Raw genomic sequence first — 15,822 nt, 5'->3', positions numbered from 1 at the left:
GGCTGAGCAGCGTGCGGATCTTCCGGTACGGCCGGTCAGCGTTGCTCGTCGAACTGGCCGGCACGGACGAGGTCATGGGCCTGTACCGGGCTCTGTCGGCCGCTCCACCCGCCGGAGTGGTCGATCTTGTGCCGGCGGCGCGGACCCTGCTCGTCATGTTCGACCCGGCGCGGACGGGTGTCGACAGCCTCGCCAGGGTGGTGGAGGGGGCCGACCCCGCGGCCGGTGCCGAGGCGCCGGCCGCAACCGTGGAGCTCCCGGTGTCGTACGACGGGCCCGACCTCGACGCGGTGGCCGACCTGACCGGCCTGTCGCCCGCCGAGGTGGTCCGGCGGCACACGGGCGCCGAGTACACGGTCGCGTTCTGCGGCTTCGCGCCCGGGTTCGCGTACCTGACCGGGGGTGATCCGGCGCTGCGCGTACCCCGCCGGGACAGTCCGCGCACCGAGGTGCCGGCCGGTGCGGTCGGGCTCGCCGGAGAGTTCACCGGCGTCTACCCCCGCCCGTTGCCGGGCGGGTGGCAGCTGATCGGCCGCACGGCGGAGACGCTGTGGGACGTCGACCGTGACCAGCCGGCTCTGCTGGTGCCGGGAACCAGGGTCCGGTTCGTGGCGCAGTGATGATCGAAATTGTGCGACCGGGTCCGCTGACAACCGTGCAGGACCTCGGCCGGCCGGGCCGGGCCGGGCTCGGCGTCAGCCCGTCGGGCGCCGCCGACCTCGGTGCGCTGCGGCTGGCCAACCGGCTCGTCGGCAACCCCGAGTCGGCCGCGTGCCTGGAGGTGACGCTCGGCGGCCTCGCCGCACGGTTCGCCGAGACCGCCCTGGTCGCGTTGACCGGCGCGCCCACCCCGGTACGGGTAGCCGACCGGCAGGGCTTCGTCAACGGCCCGCTGACCGTACGGGCGGGCGAGACCCTGGTACTCGGCGCGCCCGCCCGGGGCCTGCGGACGTACCTCGCCGTCCGGGGCGGGATCGACGTGCCGCCCGTCTTCGGGTCCCGCTCGACCGACCTGCTGTCGGGGCTCGGCCCCGAGCCGGTGCGGCCCGGCACCCGGCTGCCCGTCGGGAACGCGGCGACCGGAGAGCCCACAGTGGACATCGCGCCGGTGCCGGCCCTGCCCGACGCGCTGGAGTTGCGCGTCCTGGCCGGCCCGCGCGCCGACTGGGTCACCGCGGACGCCATCCGCCTGCTGGCGCGGCAAAGCTACGTGGTCAGCCCCCGCAGCAACCGGGTCGGGGTCCGGCTCGACGGCCCGCCGCTGGAGCGGGCCAGGCAGGACGAGCTACCTTCCGAGGGCATCGTGCGCGGGGCCGTGCAGGTCCCGCCCGACGGCAAGCCGGTGCTGTTCCTGGCCGACCACCCGGTGACCGGCGGGTACCCGGTCATCGGCGTCGTCGAACCGGCCGACACCGACCTGCTGGGTCAGGCCAGGCCCGGGCAGCGGGTGACGCTGCGCTGGCTGGCCGGTTGATCTCGGAGTTTGGGGCTTACCGGGCCGGGAACCTGATGGCCGGAGGTGTTTCGCATGGGCGTGACGGCGATCGTCGGGGGCCGGGTGCTCCCGATCGAAGGCGACCCGATCGAGCGCGGCGTCGTGGTGATCGAAGACGGCCGGATCGTGGCCGTCGGCGGCCCGGACACCGCCGTTCCGGAGGGCGCCGAGGCCGTGGTGCTGGCCGATGGCGCCTGGGTGGTGCCCGGCTTCATCGACGCGCACGCCCACGTCGGGGTCTGGGAAGAGGGCGAGGGGTGGGCCGGCGACGACGTCAACGAGATGACCAACCCCAACACCGCCCACGTCCGGGCTCTTGATGGGATCAACCCGGCCGACCTCGGCTTCCGCGACGCGATCGGGGGCGGGGTCCTCGCCGTCAACGTCAACCCCGGCTCGGGCAACCCCATCGGCGGACAGACCGTCGCGCTCAAGTGCTGGGGGCGCACCGTCGACGAGATGGTGCTGCGGCAGCCCAGCGGGCTGAAGTCGGCGCTGGGGGAGAACCCGAAGCGGGTGTACGGGGAACGCAAGCAGACGCCGTCGACCCGGCTGGGCACCGCGGCCGTGCTCCGCGAGGCGTTCACCCAGGCGCGCAACTACATGGCCAAGTGGGACAACGCGGAGCCGGGCAAGGAGCCCGACCGGGATCTCAAGATGGAGGCGCTCGCCAGGGTGCTTCGCCGGGAGATCCCGTGGCGGCAGCACTCCCACCGCGCCGACGACATCGCGACCGCCATGCGGATCGCCGAGGAGTTCGGCTACGACCTGGTCATCGACCACGGCACCGAGGCGCACCTGCTCGCCGACCTCATCGCGGACAAGGGCATCCCGGTCGTCATCGGCCCGCTGTTCACCACGCGGGTCAAGGTCGAACTGCGCCACCGGACGATGGCCAGCCCGGGCCGGCTGCACGCTGCCGGGGTGACGATCGCGGTCACGACCGACCATCCCGTCGTACCGATCAACTTCCTCATCCACCAGGTGACCCTCGCCGTCAAGGAGGGTCTGCCGGCCGTGGACGCGCTGCGGACGGTGACCATCAACCCGGCCCGCATCGCCGGCATCGACGACCGGCTGGGCTCACTCGAGCCGGGCAAGGACGCCGACCTGTGCATCTGGTCCGGCAATCCGCTGGACGTGATGAGCCGCGTGGAGGTGGCGTACATCGGCGGCCGGGTGGTCTACCGCTACGACGCCGACCGCGGCGAGGGCGTGTTCACCGAGGCCAGCGCTTTCGCCGCACCCGGTACGACGTACGAGCCCGGCGCCTGACGCCGGTACCGGACGGCTGGCTTACCGGACGGCTGCCTTACCGGACGGCTGCCGGCTCCCGCTCCGGGGCGCCCGTCGCGGCACCGGCGCGGCGGCGCGCCACCCAGCGTTCGAAGATCACACTGGTGAACGGCGGCACGGCCGCCGCGGCGCCGACGACCGCCCGGCGCCAGCCCCACTGCTCCCGCCCCGCCAGCCACATCAGCGTCACCAGGTACGCGATGAACAGCGTGCCGTGGATCGGGCCGAACACCTTCACGCCGATCTCGTTGTGCGCCAACGAGTACTTGAAGAGCATGCCGATCAGAAGTCCGAGCCAGGAGAAGGCCTCGGCGATGGCGATCACGCGGAAGGTACGGGCGGGGTCGCGGAACAACGGGATCTCCTCCGAAAGCGCGAAATGGCCCCAGAAGCGTACCCGGCGGTCAGCGGGCGGCGGCGCTCTTCACCTCCCGGGCGTTCTCCCGCTGCCTTCTCCATGATCACCCCGACTCTTGGGTGTGATAGCACCCAAAAGTCGGGGTGATCATGAGAGTCCCGCGCCCCGGTTCAGCACCGCCGCCTGGGTGCTCGGGGTCGTGCTGGTGTTCGTGCTCGCGCCAGGGGTCCGACCCGCAGACGTCGGACTGGTGTGGCCACCTGGCCACCAGGTGCCCGCTGCCATCGGGTTCACGGCGTACTTCCTCGTGATCGTCCTGGCTGCCACGGTCCTGCTACGCAGACGAGCCAGGCAGGGGAAATCGGTGCCCGGGCAGGACTGGTTCGTCGCGCTGCTGCCGGGCTGCAGGTCGATCAGCTGAAGAGCGCGCTGTACCCGTTGATCGCCGGCTGGCCGCCGAGGTGGGCGTACAGCACGTTCGACGACCGTCCGATCTCGCCGCTGGTGACGAGGTCGATCATCCCGGCCATCGACTTCCCCTCGTACACCGGATCGGTGATCATGCCCTCCAGCCGGCCGGCCAGGCGCATTGCCGCACACGTCCGCTCGTCGGGGATGCCGTACGTCCCGGCGTGGTAGCGACCGTCGAGTTCGACCTCGTCGGAGCGCAGTTCGCGGTCGAGGTCGAGCAGCCGCGCGGTGTTCTGCGCGATCCGGGTGATCTGCTCGCGGGTCTCGGCGGGCTTGGCGGAGGCGTCGATGCCGAGGACGCGCCGGGGTCGGGATCCCGCCGCGAACCCGGCGATCATCCCCGCCTGGGTGCTGCCGGTCACCGAGCAGACGATGACGGTGTCGAAGAAGACGCCGAGTTCGCGCTCCTGCTGCTCGACCTCCCGGGCCCAGTTGGCGAAGCCCAGCCCGCCGAGCGGGTGGTCCGACGCGCCGGCGGGGATCGGGTACGGCTTGCCGCCCATCAGGTCGATCTCCGCGAGGGCCTGCGCCCAGCTCTCCTTGAACCCGATGCCGAACTCGGCTTTCACGAGCCGGACGTCGGCGCCCATGAGCCGGCTGAGCAGGATGTTGCCGACCCGGTCGTACACGGCGTCGGGCCAGTCCACCCAGGACTCCTGTACCAGTACGCACTTCAGGCCCAGCCGGGCCGCCACCGCCGCGACCGCCCTGGTGTGATTGGACTGCACGCCGCCGATGGACACCAGCGTGTCGCAGCCCTGTGCGAGCGCGTCGGCGGCCAGGTACTCCAGCTTGCGCACCTTGTTGCCGCCGAACGCGAGGCCGGAGTTGCAGTCCTCGCGCTTGGCCCACAGCCGGGCGCCGCCGAGGTGCGCGGTGAGGCGCTCCAGCGGGTGTACGGGTGACGGGCCGAACAGCAGTGGCTGGCGCGGGTGGTCGGACAGGGCCACGGGCAGCTCCGATCAGTCGTGTGGTTCATGGGTGAACGCCGTCTCGATCAGCCGGCCCAGGGTGTCCCAGTTGTCGTGTACGAGCCGGCCGGCAAGGTCGGCGTCACCCTCGGCGCACGCCCGGGCGATCCGCTCGTGGACGTCGACCGAGTCCCGGCCGGGCGGGGAGGAGAACCGGAGGCGCTCGAGTCGGCGGATCCGGGGAGCGAGGCGGTCGAGCGTGGATTTGAGCGTCCGGTTGTCCGCGGCATCGACGTAGACGCTGTGCACGTCGTCGTCGGCGGCGAGGGCGGCGTCGACGTCGCCGGTATCGAGCGCGGCGGCGAAGGCGGCGTTCGCCGCGCGCATCCGCGCCACGTCGTCGGCGGTCATGCGGGGGACTGCCTGCGTGACGGCGAGGACGTGCAGTGCGCGGAGCATGACGAACGCCTCTTCGCAGTCGCGCCGGTCGAGTGGCGTGACGCGGGTGTACGCGTTGGGCTTGGACTCGACGAGGCCCTCGTCGGCGAGCCGCGCGAGGGCCTCACGCACCGGTGTGCGCGACAGGCCGACCGCGGCGGCGAGTTCGCCGTCGCGCACCACCTGTCCGGGTTGCAGATCGCCGCTGACGATCGCGGCGAGCAACACGTCGTACGCCTCGTCGCGCAGCAGGCGGCGGGGTACCCGGCTCAATTGCATGTGATATATCAATCCACCGCCAGTGGCGGATGTCAAGAGGGACGCCGCCAGCGGGCCGGGGCGCGCCCGAACCCCATCTCGTGGGTGTCGATGATCATCGTGGTGCCTTCGCGTTACCGCCAAACGCCCGCGAACAGCGGCTCCACCGGGTGCTCCTGCCGTGAAGAAAGCAGATCCGCGAAGATGGACCGGCGCGCCGCCGACTCCACCTGGGCGTTCAGATCGATCCCCAGGTCTTCGGACGCGTCCTCGGCCGCCCCGATCAGGACTAGTTCGGTGCCGGGGTAGTCGAGGAAGTCGGGTGGGTCGAGCGGGGCGAAGCGGCGCGTACCGAGGCGGGCCAGCAGTTCGTCCGGTAGCGCCGGCGCCTCCCGGCGCGGGCGGCCGGCGCCGGGCGGTGGCGGAGTTCGCGGGTTGCGCACGTTGACCACGTAACTCGCCTCGGGCTCGATGTTGAGGGCGCGCTGCGGTTCTCCCGGTTCGCGCGGGATCTCAAGCTCGTACGCGAGGTGGGTGTGCCCGTCGTGCTTGGCGATGCAGTACGCCCCCTCGCCCGTCGGGCGTACCGGTGCCAGGGTTCGTTCACCGCGGGTCTTCGTCGAGTACGTCCGCCGCCCCAGTACCTCCCGCAGCTCCTCCGGTCGCTGCACCACCCTGTCGACGAAGCACCACGCGCGTTCGTGCTCGGCGATCCGAGGCAGGCGTTTGGCCCCCACGATGAGCAGCCGCAGCCGCTCTTTGCGCCAGGGGTGGAGGACCACCAGCAGGCGCTGCACCTCATCCGCGGACTCGACCTGCTCTTCGCCCACCCGCGGTCGGTAGAGGAAGTAGATGTCGCCGTCTTCGAGGGTTCCCGCCATCCAGGTGCCCTACCCGGGCCGCACCCCGATGAAGCCGTACGGGCGGGGTTTCAACGCTCCGAGCGCGTGACGGGTACCAGCCCAGCGCGGCGATCCACGCGGAGATCAGCAGGACATGGATCCGCTCGAGGACACCGACGTCCTGGTAGAGGGCCAGCGGCACTTCGCTCAGGCCGAGCACCACCAGGACGACTCCGCTGACCAGGCTCGCCCGGGCGAACCGCGGCCAGGAGCGGCGTACCCGTGGGGAGGCGCCGAGCAGCAGCATGGCCGCCTGGGCGGCGAGGACCCCCAGGACGCTCGACACCGTGTGCCCCTGGTGGAGCTGGGCGAAGATCGTGACCTCGTCGATGTGCCGCCGGCACGGTTCGCTGGTCGACGGCGTACAGGGCATCGGGCGCAGGCCGTCGACGATGGAGGCCAGCCCCACCCCGGCGAGGCAGAGGAAGCCGAGGGTGCCGCGCCTCTCCGGGCGTAGGTGGACTCCGAGCGCGACCGCGAGCACCGCGATGAACACACCGGCGGCGAGGTCCGTCGCTCGGAAGAACGCGCTGGCCGGCTGGCCGGGTACCCCGAGCTCGCTCACGTACGAGTCGGTAATGCTCAGCCGCGAACCCACCGCCCCGGCCGCCAGGAACGAGCTGTAGCAGGCGCCCGCGACGACTCCGACGATCGCGGGTGCCGCCGCAGCCAGCCGGCGCGACGCCGGGCGGCCGGGCGCGGTTCGCTGGGCGGCGCTGCCGGCGGTGCGATCCATCCGCCTACCTCCGTACCCCAGCGCGTTACCCCGCCGCCGCTGGCTCAAGCGCCGGGCGGATAAGGCCCGCAACGCTGGGCAACGGTTCCCGTTGTGGGGTTGCGAAACGTCAGGTCCGAACGCCGTAACTGGCCCCGGAGCGCGGCCGTGCTCGACTACGCCGAGTTCGTCCTCAACGCGGCGGTGGCGTTCGCGCTCGGGGTCGGCGGGGCCACCCTGTTCGGCGTCGTGGTGTACGAGTTCGTGCACGGACTCGGCCACGGGGCGCTCATCAGCCGGGTGATCGCCCTGCTCAGCGGCCTGCTCCTGGTATTCATCTTCACCGAGCTCATCGGCACGCTCCGCGCCGTCATCGCCACGAAGGAGGTGATGGTCGAACCGTTCCTGATCGTGGGAATCGTGGCCTCCATCCGGCGGGTGCTCGTGGTCGGCGCCGAGGCGGACAATGTGCGGGGAACTTCTCGTTTCCGGGACGTGATGCTCGAGATCGGTGTGCTGAGCGGGACGATCCTCGTGCTCGGCGTGGTCCTGTTCCTGCTGCGCCGGGCGCGGCTACGGGAGGCCGAGGTGCGGCGGGAAGCCACCCATACAGATGATCTAATGCGTTGAATGACCTTCCTGCGCCGGGTGCCGGTTGGCGCGCAGTGTGCGGATGAGGGTAGCGCGAGGATGGAGGCAGTGTGAGTCAGCAAGTGCGGGGCGTCGTCTCGACGGCAAAGGGCGCGCCGGTCCAGGTCACCACCATCGTCGTGCCTGACCCGGGGCCGGGCGAGGCGGTCGTGCGGGTACAGGCGTGCGGGGTCTGCCACACCGACCTGCACTACCGCGAGGGCGGCATCACCGACGAGTACCCGTTCCTGCTCGGCCACGAGGCGGCCGGCATCGTCGAGCAGGTCGGCGAGGGCGTCACCGAGGTCGCGCCCGGCGACTTCGTGGTGCTGAACTGGCGCGCGGTCTGCGGCCAGTGCCGCGCCTGCCGCCGCGGCAAGCCCTGGTACTGCTTCAACACCCATAACGCGAAGCAGAAGATGACGCTCACCGACGGCACGCCGCTGACGCCGGCCCTCGGCATCGGCGCGTTCGCCGAGAAGACGCTGGTCCACGCCGGCCAGTGCACCAAGGTCAACCCAGCCGCCCGCCCGGCCGCTGTGGGCCTGCTGGGCTGCGGCGTGATGGCGGGCCTCGGCGCGGCGGTCAACACCGCGCAGGTGGAGCGCGGCGAGTCGGTCGCGGTGATCGGCTGTGGCGGCGTCGGTGACGCGGCGATCGCCGGCGCTGCCCTCGCGGGCGCGACGACGATCATCGCGGTCGACGTCGACCCGCGCAAGCTGGAGTGGGCCAAGGGCTTCGGCGCCACCCACACCGTCAACTCGCGCGAGACCGACCCGGTCGAGGCGATCCGTTCACTCACCGGCGGCAACGGCGCCGATGTGGTGATCGAGGCGGTGGGCCGCCCCGAGACGTACAAGCAGGCGTTCTACGCCCGCGACCTGGCCGGCCGGGTCGTCCTGGTCGGCGTACCGACCCCCGACATGAACATCGAGCTGCCGCTGCTGGACGTCTTCGGCCGCGGCGGGGCGCTCAAGTCCAGCTGGTACGGCGACTGCCTGCCCAGCCGCGACTTCCCGGCGCTGACCGACCTGTACCTGCAGGGCCGGCTGGACCTCGACGCCTTCGTCAGCGAGGAGATCTCGCTCGACCAGGTGGAGGAGGCGTTCACCAAGATGCACCACGGTGACGTGCTGCGCTCTGTGGTGGTGTTCTGATGGCGGCGCGCATCGACCACACGGTCACCTCGGGCACGTTCTCGCTGGACGGGCAGACCTTCGACGTCGACAACAACGTGTGGGTCGTCGGGGACGACGCCGAGTGCGTGGTCATCGACGCCCCGCACGACGTCGAGGCGATCCTGCGCACGGTCGGCGGCCGGCGGGTGAAGGCGATCCTGGCCACCCACGCGCACGACGACCACGTACGGGTCGCGCCGGACCTCGCCGCGGCGACCGGGGCGCCCATCCTCCTGCACCCCGACGACCGGGTGCTGTGGGACATGGTGCACCCCGACACGGCACCCAGCGGCGAGCTGCGCGACGGCCAGTGCGTCGAGGTCGCCGGCACGATGCTGCGCGTCCTGCACACGCCCGGCCACAGCCCCGGCGCGTGCTGCTTCCACGCGCCGGACCTCGGCGCGGTGTTCAGCGGGGACACCCTCTTCAAGGGTGGTCCGGGCGCGACCGGCCGGTCGTACAGCGACTTCGGAACGATCATCGAGTCGATCCGTACGAAGCTGCTGACCCTGCCGCCGGAGACCGTCGTGCACACCGGCCACGGTGACAGCACGACCATCGGCGACGAGGCGCCGCACCTCGACGAGTGGATCGCGCGCGGGCACTAGGCTCGCGACGTCACGACCGCCACGGACCGTCCGGGACGAGCGCGGCCAGTACGGCCGGCAGCCCGGGCGGTTCGAGGCGGTCGGGCAGGGTGCTCAGGTCCGACCAGGGCACCCAGGCGTGGCCGAGGAGGGTCGCCTGCTCGTCGACGAGCAGCCCGGTCCGGGTCAGTGCCGGCTCCGCCTCGGCGAACCGGGCCACGAAGAACTGCTCCGGGCCGATGTAGTGCCTGCCGTTCCACCACGTGTCCCGCTCGACCGGCACCGACCGGTCGCCGACCGCCGCCGGGTTCAGGCCGGTCTCCTCGACCAGTTCCCGGCGGGCGGCCGACAGCGGCGTCTCGCCCGCCTCGATCCCGCCGCCGGGTGGCTCCCACAGCCGCGCGCCGTCGTACGGGTCGCGCCAGTGCAGCAGGAGGACGCGGTACGCGGCGTCCAGACAGATCACCCGCGCCGCGGGGCGGTGTACGGGGAGTTGTTCGGCATCCATCGTGGGCGAGGCTACGCGCGCTGTACGGCGTCGAGCACGTCAAGGTACCCGTCGCTGGCGCGCCACAGCGAGTCCGCGACCGGCTCCAACTTGCCGGGGCTCCACCGCCGCTCCTCGTAGGTGTGCGTACCGGTCCGGAGAGCGGACAGGCTGAGCGAAAGCTCCTCCTGGAGGCGCTCCCGCAGCGCATCCGGGTCCGGCGCGGGTATCCGCACTGACTCGCCACGCCCGTCGTGCAGCGCGGCCAGAGTGTCCGCCCGGACGCCGTCCGCGGAGTCCCACACCAGGGCCGGGCGGACGATGCGGTGGTTCCAGACGGGCGCGTGCGCGGAGCGCCACCAGGCGGTGATCGGGTTTCTGGCCAGGCGGGTGGCGTTGGCCCAGTGCTGGGCGCCGGGCGGCTCGCTCCACCACGGAACCGCTTCCGGTGGCAGGTCGACGGAGAGCGCGACCGTCACGGTCTCCAGTTCGCGTGGCGGGCCGAGGATGTCACCGACCGCCCACAACTGGGTCACGCGCAACGGGAAGATCGAGGGCGGCCGGGTGGCCATGTCGGCGCAGGACTTCGCGAGCGATTCGACATGATGTACGGCGCGCGTCCAGTTCATACGGACATCCTCGCCCATCGCGGCGGCGGGTCACACCATGTACGGGTCACACCATGTATTGGTCGTGCCGGGCGTACAGCTCCGTCCACTCCTCGTCGGTGAGCTGCCGTCCGGTTCTGGTGATCTCCGCCAGCGCCTCGAAGTAGCCCTCGCGCGGGGCGCCGGGAGCGAAGAGGATCAGCATCGACGCCGGCTCGCCCGATTCGTTCCGGAAGGCGTGCACGCCCCCTTGCGGGACGAACAGGAAGTCGCCGGCGGTCGCGTCGATCCAGCGGCCGCCGTCGAACAGTCGCACGGCGCCGCTGAGGACGTAGAACGACTCCGAGATGGTCTTGTGGAAATGCGGGCTGGGCCCGCTCGGCTTCGGGCCCATCTCCCACCGGTAGAGGCCGAACTCGCCGTGGGTCAGGTCGGACGTCGCGAGGTAGTGCACCGCGGTCGGGCCGATCAACAGATCGGGTTCCCGGGTGGACGGTTGGAGGACAGCGCTGACGGTGCCCTCGTCTGCCCGGTAGCGGGGCTCGGGGTAGGACATGTCGCTCCTTCGGGGAAGGGGTGGCTCAGGCTGAGGCGAACGTCTGCGCGACGTCCGCCAACCGGCGGCGGTAGCTCTCCCAGCCCTGGTCGCCCACCCACATGTTGTCGTTGCCGGCCCGCAGTCCGACGGCACCGTCGATGAGTTCCCGGACGATGTCGGCGTGGCCGGCGTGCCGGTGGGTCTCGGTGGTCAGGTGGACCAGGATCCGGTGCAGGGTGACCTCGTTACGGTCCGCCGGCCACCACGGAACGCGACCGATCGCGTCCAGCGCCAGCGCGTCGATCGTCGCGTCCGAGTGCGCCCAGACCCGGTGGTACAGCCCGACGATCTGCTCCCGTGACTCCTCGGCGGTGGCCCAGAAGTCGGCGTTCGGCTCGGCGCCGTCGTCGAACCACGGCAGCGGCTCGCCGAACGGCCGGCCGAACGTCTCGCCGAAGTACCCCGCTTCGACGCTGGCGACGTGCTTGACCAGCCCCAGCAGGTTCGTGCCGGTCGGCGTCAATGGGCGGCGGACGTCGTACTCCGACAGCCCCTCCAGCTTCCACAGCAGGGCCTCCCGCGCGGCCTGCAGGTAGCGATGGAGATCCGTCTTTGGGTCGAATCCTGTCATGACAGCGCCGCGTCCTCCATGTGAAGGGTGAACATACGGTCCGCCTCGATGCGGGCATAGACGGGGCCGGAGTCAAGGAACCGCTCCCATCCAGCGCCGTAGCGGGGCAGGTAGACGTCGAGCAGGGCGCGGCGGAGGCCCGCCTCCGCCGCGCCGCGCACGTCGATGGGGATCGCGCGACCGTGAACCGTCACCGCCAACTCCTCGCCGGGAAGGTGGGTGGCACTGACCTGTGGCCGTTTCGCGATGTGGCGGAACCGGACCGACTCCGGCGAGGACCCGAAGTAGAAGGAGCCCCGATAGAAGATGCCGTCCACCGGACCGACGAGCGGTCTGCCGTCGCGGGTCACGGTGGCGAGGGCGAGCAGGCACATGCCCTGCAACCGCGCGCTGACCTCTTCGGCGGACAGCCGGCGTTCGGGTGTGATGATCCCGCGCAGGTGCGGTCCGGCGGCGTCGTAGCTGCGGTCGAGTAGTCGCTGCAGGCGAGCGAGGTCCTCAGGCATCTCGTCCATGCGCCGGACGCTACAGCGGGGCACCGACAATTCTCGCCCCTACCGGTCGGCGGGGCCGATGCCCAGCTTCTCGGCGTACGCGTCGTGCAGGTCCCCCCATCCGTAGTTGAGGGCGTCCTCGCCGCGGATGGGGGTGATGGGCTCGCCGTCGAGCAGGTGTTGCGCCACCACGAGGCACAGGTGCCAGCCGGCGGCCACCTTCGGTACCCAGTCGCGGTCGGCGACCGTATGGTGCAGGGTCAGCCGCGTCCCGTCGCCGGTCGGCGTGAGTTCCCAGCGCAGCAGGTCCGCCCCCCAGGTGTACTCCAGGAGCGTCGGTGGCTCGGCGCGGCGTACCGATGCCGCCAGGTCCATCGAGGTGTCACTGTCGATCATCGTCAGCGTCGCGTCCCCGGTGCGGCCCAGGTTTCTGTCCACGGTGTAGGGAGCCCATTCGCGCAACTGGGCCGGCTCGGTCAAGGCCGCCCACACCTTCTCCGGTGGATGCCGCAGGTCCCGGACGAAGACCAGCGTCCAGCGGTCCTCGTCGGAGCGGCAGTCGACCTCAGCGAGCGGGCCGGGTTCGAAGTCGGGTTGGCTCATCAGTACTCCAGGTTGTCGAGATGGCGTTCGAGAGCGTCGAGATGCCTGGTCCACAGCTCGCGGTACGGCTTGAGCCACTCGTCGAGGGCCTCGAATGGGCGCGTTTCGATCCGGTAGATGCGCTGCTGCGCCGCTGTCCGGCAGGAGACGAAACCGGCTTCGCGCAAGACCTTCAGATGTTTGGACATCGTGGGTTGGCTGACTGTGAGCGCCTCGACAAGCTCATTGACGCTGCTGTCGGACCGGCGCAGCTCGTCGAGGATGCGGCGCCGGGTCGGCTCGGCGAGTACGGCAAAGGCGTCAACGGCCATGCGGCGACTATGTCGATGCAGGCATATGCCTGTCAAGGTATATCAGGCGGGGCGAAGCTGGCTGTGGAGATCTTTTCAAGCGCAAGCGCATGGACTATCGTGCGGCACACACCTGACAAGCAGGCGTTTCTCTGTACTTCCAGCTAGCTGTTCCTTCGTCGAAGCATTGAGGGAAAGGAAGTCGCGCCGTGGCCCATCCACCTGCCGAGCCGGCCGCCGCCGCGCAGTTGGAGCAGTTCGGATACCGCCAGGAGCTCAGCCGGTCGCTCAGCTTCGCCGATCTGCTCATCTACGGCCTGATCTTCATGGTGCCGATCGCGCCGTTCGGCATCTTCGGTAGCGTCTTCGCCGGGTCCGGCGGGATGGTCGCCCTCACGTACATCATCGGCATGGTCGCGATGATGTTCAGCGCGCTGTCGTACTCGCAGATGGTCCGCGCGTTCCCGATGGCCGGCTCGGTGTACAGCTACGCCGGCCGGGGCATCGCCCCGCCGGTCGGCTTCCTGGCCGGCTGGGTCATCCTGCTCGACTATGTCCTCGTGCCCGGCCTGCTGTACCTCGTCGCGAGCGTCGCGATGCACTCGCTGGTGTCGGCGATCCCGGTATGGCTGTGGCTGGTGGCGTTCGTCGTGCTCAACACGGTCGTCAACTATCTCGGCATCGAGATGACCGCCCGGATCACCCGCATCATGATCGTGGCCGAACTGGCCGTGCTCGCCGTGTTCCTGGTCGTCGGCGTGGTCGCGCTCGGGCAGGGCAAGGGCACCGGCTTCTCGCTACGGCCGCTGTACGACGCCGGTACCTTCTCCTGGCCGCTCGTCTTCGGCGCCGTTTCCGTCGCGGTGCTGTCGTTCCTCGGGTTCGACGGCATCTCGATGCTCGCCGAGGAGAGCCGCGTGGAGGCCCGCCAGATCGGCCGGTCCATGGTGGCGGCGCTGCTGCTGGCCGGCACGCTGTTCGTCGTGCAGACCTGGGTCGCCTCGCTGCTCGTACCCGACCCGGCCAAACTGCTGGCAGCCGGTGACCCGGACGGAACCGCGTTCTACGACGCTGCCCGGGTGGCCGGTGGTGGCTGGCTCGCCGCCCTGACCGCGCTCGCCACCGCGATCGCGTGGGGGTTCGCCAACTCCCTGGTCGCGCAGGCCGCCACGTCCCGCCTGCTGTACGCGATGGCCCGCGACCGGCAGATGCCCGGCTTCCTGGCGAAGATCAACCCCAGGCACAAGGTACCGGCGAACGCCACCTTCCTCGTGGCGGCGGTGTCGCTGGTGCTCGGCATCTCCATGGCGACCCGCGACGACGGTATCTCGCTGCTGTCCACGCTGGTCAACTTCGGCGCGATGACGGCGTTCCTGGCGCTGCACGTCTCGGTCGTCGTGCACTACGTCGTCCGCCGCGGCAGCCGGGACTGGCTTCGCCACCTCGTCGTCCCGGTGGTCGGGTTCGGAATCCTTGCGTACGTGGTCGTCAACGCCAAGGTGGCCGCCCAGGTACTCGGCTTCGTCTGGCTCGGGATCGGCGCGGTCATCCTGATCGTGCTGTACGTGACCGGCCGGCGGCCCAGACTTGCCGGGCTGGACGATGCGCCTACCTCTCATGATCACCGAGAGACACCGGCCCAGTAGTAGGCGGCGTTCGGGCCCAGATTGATCCGTCCGGTTCAGGTCGGATCGAGCCAGTGCCTCGCGCCGACGATGATGAGCCGCAGTTGCTTGCTGGCGGCGTTGATGATTCGGCGCTCCACTGCGGGCCGGCCAGCGGGAACGTCCACGATCGCGGCGGCGGTCGAGATCATGTGATCGACGATCATGCTGGTGAGTACGCGTACGTCCGCATCGTCCCAGCGTCTCAGGACCGTCGCGGCGGTGGCGCCGTCGCTGAGCAGGTCGGTGGCGAGTTCGTCGCCGAGCAGGCGTAGCTGATCGCGGATCGCCTCCCGTACCCGACTCATCCCGCCGTAGCGCTCCCGGGCGATGAAGCGGAAGTGCGCGCGCCGCGCGCGGACCTCACGGGCCAGCACCTGGACCGAGCGGCGGGCGATCTCCTCGCTGTCGGTCCGATCCGACCGTACGGCGCGCAGCGCGGTGCGCAAGCCGCCCAGCGACTGTTCGACCAGCGCCACTCCGAGGCTCTCCACGTCCGGGAAATGCCGGTAGAAGCCGGCCGGCACGATGCCTGCCGCCCGGCTGACCTCGCGCAGGCTCACGCTCCCCAGGCTGTGTTCCTCGGTGAGCCGCAGCGCCGCCTCCAACAAGGACTGTCGTGTTTGGAGCTTTTGCGCCGCCCGCGGGCCGAGGGTATGGGTCATGTCACTCAGTAAACACCTGTTCGCGCGGAGCCGAGTAGGCCAGGCTGGGTCCGGTAAACGTTTGTACGCCGAAAGGGGTAGTCGTGGTCGCCCTCTCGGGTGCGCTCCTCCTCGCCCTTCTGATCGTCGGTACGGCTGCGCTGAGTGGTTATCCGCTGCCGCTGATCGTGGCGGCGCTCGCCGTCGGTGGCGTGATCCTCGCCGTCATGTGGCGCGTGCGCGCCCGGAGCGCCGCGCGGTCCGCCGACGCCGCTGACGACTGACATCAAGGACCCGCTTGTAGCGAAGGGAGCACAACGTGAACGCCGTCAAACCCCGCGCGGCCGCGCGGCTCGACGACCGCGCGGCCGCGGCCCTGCTCTCGGGCGCGGTAGGGCTGTTTCTGTTCAATGTCGTGTTCGGACCGATAGCGATCGTGCTCGGGGTGGCGGCGGCGCGCCGGGCGCGACCGGGGCGGCCAGGCCGCGTCGCCGCGCTCGCCGGAATCGGTCTGGGCATCGCCGATCTGGTGGTCTTCGCCGTCCTGGTGGCCAGCAAGATCCGGGGCGGGATGTTCGTGTGGAACGTCTCCGGCTGAGCGCCTACCTACCGACCAGGCCGCGC

The 15,822-nt window shown here is 70.8% G+C and carries 23 protein-coding genes; 10 read left to right on the top strand and 13 right to left on the bottom strand.

Annotated features, from left to right (window positions below; all coding sequences use genetic code 11):
- The first annotated feature begins 11 nt into the window (after positions 1 to 11).
- From pxpB to HC028_RS22945, 3 genes are read left to right on the top strand one after another with little or no spacing between them, the layout of a single operon-like run.
- Positions 12 to 620 carry a 5-oxoprolinase subunit PxpB gene (gene pxpB / locus HC028_RS22955; RefSeq protein WP_168079473.1) on the top strand — a complete coding sequence of 203 codons (609 nt, stop codon included), beginning with the start codon at positions 12 to 14 and terminating at the stop codon, positions 618 to 620.
- Entirely contained in the window at positions 620 to 1,474 is an 855-nt protein-coding gene (locus tag HC028_RS22950) for a 5-oxoprolinase subunit C family protein (RefSeq protein WP_168079472.1), read from the top strand. The genes pxpB and HC028_RS22950 overlap by 1 nt, the downstream gene beginning before the upstream one ends.
- A gap of 54 nt (positions 1,475 to 1,528) precedes the next feature.
- Positions 1,529 to 2,770, top strand: a complete 1,242-nt coding sequence (locus HC028_RS22945) for an amidohydrolase (RefSeq protein WP_168079471.1) — start codon at positions 1,529 to 1,531, stop codon at positions 2,768 to 2,770.
- Positions 2,771 to 2,807: 37 nt separating this feature from the next.
- On the opposite strand, the gene HC028_RS22940 is transcribed toward HC028_RS22945, so the two are convergent.
- On the bottom strand, positions 2,808 to 3,146 hold the full coding sequence (locus HC028_RS22940) for a DUF3817 domain-containing protein (protein WP_168079470.1): 339 nt from the start codon (positions 3,144 to 3,146) through the stop codon (positions 2,808 to 2,810).
- Positions 3,147 to 3,336: 190 nt separating this feature from the next.
- On the opposite strand from HC028_RS22940, the gene HC028_RS22935 reads away from it, so the two are divergent.
- A complete protein-coding gene (locus HC028_RS22935; RefSeq protein WP_168079469.1) occupies positions 3,337 to 3,570 on the top strand; it encodes a hypothetical protein in 234 nt (77 codons plus the stop codon).
- On the opposite strand, the gene HC028_RS22930 is transcribed toward HC028_RS22935, so the two are convergent.
- From HC028_RS22930 to HC028_RS22915, 4 genes are all read right to left on the bottom strand, one after another.
- The gene (locus tag HC028_RS22930; protein ID WP_168079468.1) at positions 3,563 to 4,570 is read right to left on the bottom strand and encodes a 1-aminocyclopropane-1-carboxylate deaminase; all 1,008 of its coding nucleotides are present in this window, start codon (positions 4,568 to 4,570) and stop codon (positions 3,563 to 3,565) included. The two genes, HC028_RS22935 and HC028_RS22930, sit on opposite strands and share 8 nt — an antisense overlap.
- Positions 4,571 to 4,582: 12 nt before the next feature.
- Positions 4,583 to 5,242, bottom strand: a complete 660-nt coding sequence (locus HC028_RS22925; RefSeq protein ID WP_203981471.1) for a GntR family transcriptional regulator — start codon at positions 5,240 to 5,242, stop codon at positions 4,583 to 4,585.
- Between the two features lie 119 nt (positions 5,243 to 5,361).
- Entirely contained in the window at positions 5,362 to 6,057 is a 696-nt protein-coding gene (locus tag HC028_RS22920; protein ID WP_203981470.1) for a hypothetical protein, read from the bottom strand.
- Positions 6,026 to 6,865 carry a DUF998 domain-containing protein gene (locus HC028_RS22915; protein WP_168079465.1) on the bottom strand — a complete coding sequence of 280 codons (840 nt, stop codon included), beginning with the start codon at positions 6,863 to 6,865 and terminating at the stop codon, positions 6,026 to 6,028. The genes HC028_RS22920 and HC028_RS22915 overlap by 32 nt, the downstream gene beginning before the upstream one ends.
- Before the next feature lie 147 nt (positions 6,866 to 7,012).
- On the opposite strand from HC028_RS22915, the gene HC028_RS22910 reads away from it, so the two are divergent.
- From HC028_RS22910 to HC028_RS22900, 3 genes are all read left to right on the top strand, one after another.
- Positions 7,013 to 7,474 carry a phosphate-starvation-inducible PsiE family protein gene (locus HC028_RS22910; protein ID WP_168079464.1) on the top strand — a complete coding sequence of 154 codons (462 nt, stop codon included), beginning with the start codon at positions 7,013 to 7,015 and terminating at the stop codon, positions 7,472 to 7,474.
- Positions 7,475 to 7,545: 71 nt separating this feature from the next.
- The gene (locus tag HC028_RS22905; protein WP_168079463.1) at positions 7,546 to 8,631 is read left to right on the top strand and encodes an S-(hydroxymethyl)mycothiol dehydrogenase; all 1,086 of its coding nucleotides are present in this window, start codon (positions 7,546 to 7,548) and stop codon (positions 8,629 to 8,631) included.
- Positions 8,631 to 9,260 (top strand): MBL fold metallo-hydrolase, encoded by a 630-nt coding sequence (locus HC028_RS22900; protein ID WP_168079462.1) that lies wholly within the window; start codon positions 8,631 to 8,633, stop codon positions 9,258 to 9,260. The genes HC028_RS22905 and HC028_RS22900 overlap by 1 nt, the downstream gene beginning before the upstream one ends.
- A 10-nt stretch (positions 9,261 to 9,270) precedes the next feature.
- Here HC028_RS22900 and HC028_RS22895 read toward each other — a convergent pair whose 3' ends face one another.
- The 7 genes from HC028_RS22895 to HC028_RS22865 are packed head-to-tail and all read right to left on the bottom strand — an operon-like array spanning position 9,271 to position 12,911.
- Positions 9,271 to 9,747: an NUDIX hydrolase gene (locus tag HC028_RS22895; protein WP_168079461.1), complete on the bottom strand. Its 477-nt coding sequence runs from the start codon at positions 9,745 to 9,747 to the stop codon at positions 9,271 to 9,273.
- An 11-nt stretch (positions 9,748 to 9,758) separates the two neighbouring features.
- Positions 9,759 to 10,355, bottom strand: a complete 597-nt coding sequence (locus HC028_RS22890; protein WP_168079460.1) for a DUF7711 family protein — start codon at positions 10,353 to 10,355, stop codon at positions 9,759 to 9,761.
- Between the two features lie 46 nt (positions 10,356 to 10,401).
- Positions 10,402 to 10,890 (bottom strand): cupin domain-containing protein, encoded by a 489-nt coding sequence (locus HC028_RS22885; protein WP_168079459.1) that lies wholly within the window; start codon positions 10,888 to 10,890, stop codon positions 10,402 to 10,404.
- 25 nt (positions 10,891 to 10,915) lie between these two features.
- A complete protein-coding gene (locus HC028_RS22880) occupies positions 10,916 to 11,503 on the bottom strand; it encodes a DinB family protein (RefSeq protein ID WP_168079458.1) in 588 nt (195 codons plus the stop codon).
- Positions 11,500 to 12,018 (bottom strand): pyridoxamine 5'-phosphate oxidase family protein, encoded by a 519-nt coding sequence (locus HC028_RS22875; protein WP_168079457.1) that lies wholly within the window; start codon positions 12,016 to 12,018, stop codon positions 11,500 to 11,502. The genes HC028_RS22880 and HC028_RS22875 overlap by 4 nt, the downstream gene beginning before the upstream one ends.
- 39 nt (positions 12,019 to 12,057) lie before the next feature.
- Positions 12,058 to 12,600, bottom strand: a complete 543-nt coding sequence (locus HC028_RS22870; RefSeq protein ID WP_168079456.1) for an SRPBCC family protein — start codon at positions 12,598 to 12,600, stop codon at positions 12,058 to 12,060.
- Positions 12,600 to 12,911, bottom strand: coding sequence for an ArsR/SmtB family transcription factor (locus tag HC028_RS22865; protein WP_168079455.1), 312 nt, complete (start codon positions 12,909 to 12,911; stop codon positions 12,600 to 12,602). Before HC028_RS22865 ends, HC028_RS22870 begins: the two co-directional genes overlap by 1 nt.
- Positions 12,912 to 13,099: 188 nt before the next feature.
- Between HC028_RS22865 and HC028_RS22860 the strand changes: the two genes are divergently transcribed.
- The gene (locus HC028_RS22860; protein ID WP_203981469.1) at positions 13,100 to 14,536 is read left to right on the top strand and encodes an APC family permease; all 1,437 of its coding nucleotides are present in this window, start codon (positions 13,100 to 13,102) and stop codon (positions 14,534 to 14,536) included.
- Between the two features lie 35 nt (positions 14,537 to 14,571).
- Here HC028_RS22860 and HC028_RS22855 read toward each other — a convergent pair whose 3' ends face one another.
- Positions 14,572 to 15,219, bottom strand: a complete 648-nt coding sequence (locus HC028_RS22855; RefSeq protein WP_168079454.1) for a TetR family transcriptional regulator — start codon at positions 15,217 to 15,219, stop codon at positions 14,572 to 14,574.
- Between the two features lie 83 nt (positions 15,220 to 15,302).
- Here HC028_RS22855 and HC028_RS22850 point away from each other — a divergent pair, with 83 nt between their 5' ends.
- Both HC028_RS22850 and HC028_RS22845 read left to right on the top strand, forming a co-directional pair.
- Positions 15,303 to 15,482 (top strand): hypothetical protein, encoded by a 180-nt coding sequence (locus HC028_RS22850; RefSeq protein WP_168079453.1) that lies wholly within the window; start codon positions 15,303 to 15,305, stop codon positions 15,480 to 15,482.
- Between the two features lie 35 nt (positions 15,483 to 15,517).
- Positions 15,518 to 15,796, top strand: coding sequence for a DUF4190 domain-containing protein (locus HC028_RS22845; protein WP_168079452.1), 279 nt, complete (start codon positions 15,518 to 15,520; stop codon positions 15,794 to 15,796).
- Positions 15,797 to 15,822 lie beyond the last annotated feature (26 nt).

Source organism: Planosporangium flavigriseum (assembly GCF_011947225.1).
Lineage (GTDB): Bacteria > Actinomycetota > Actinomycetes > Mycobacteriales > Micromonosporaceae > Planosporangium > Planosporangium flavigriseum.
This window is presented reverse-complemented; position numbering and strand designations above follow the sequence as displayed.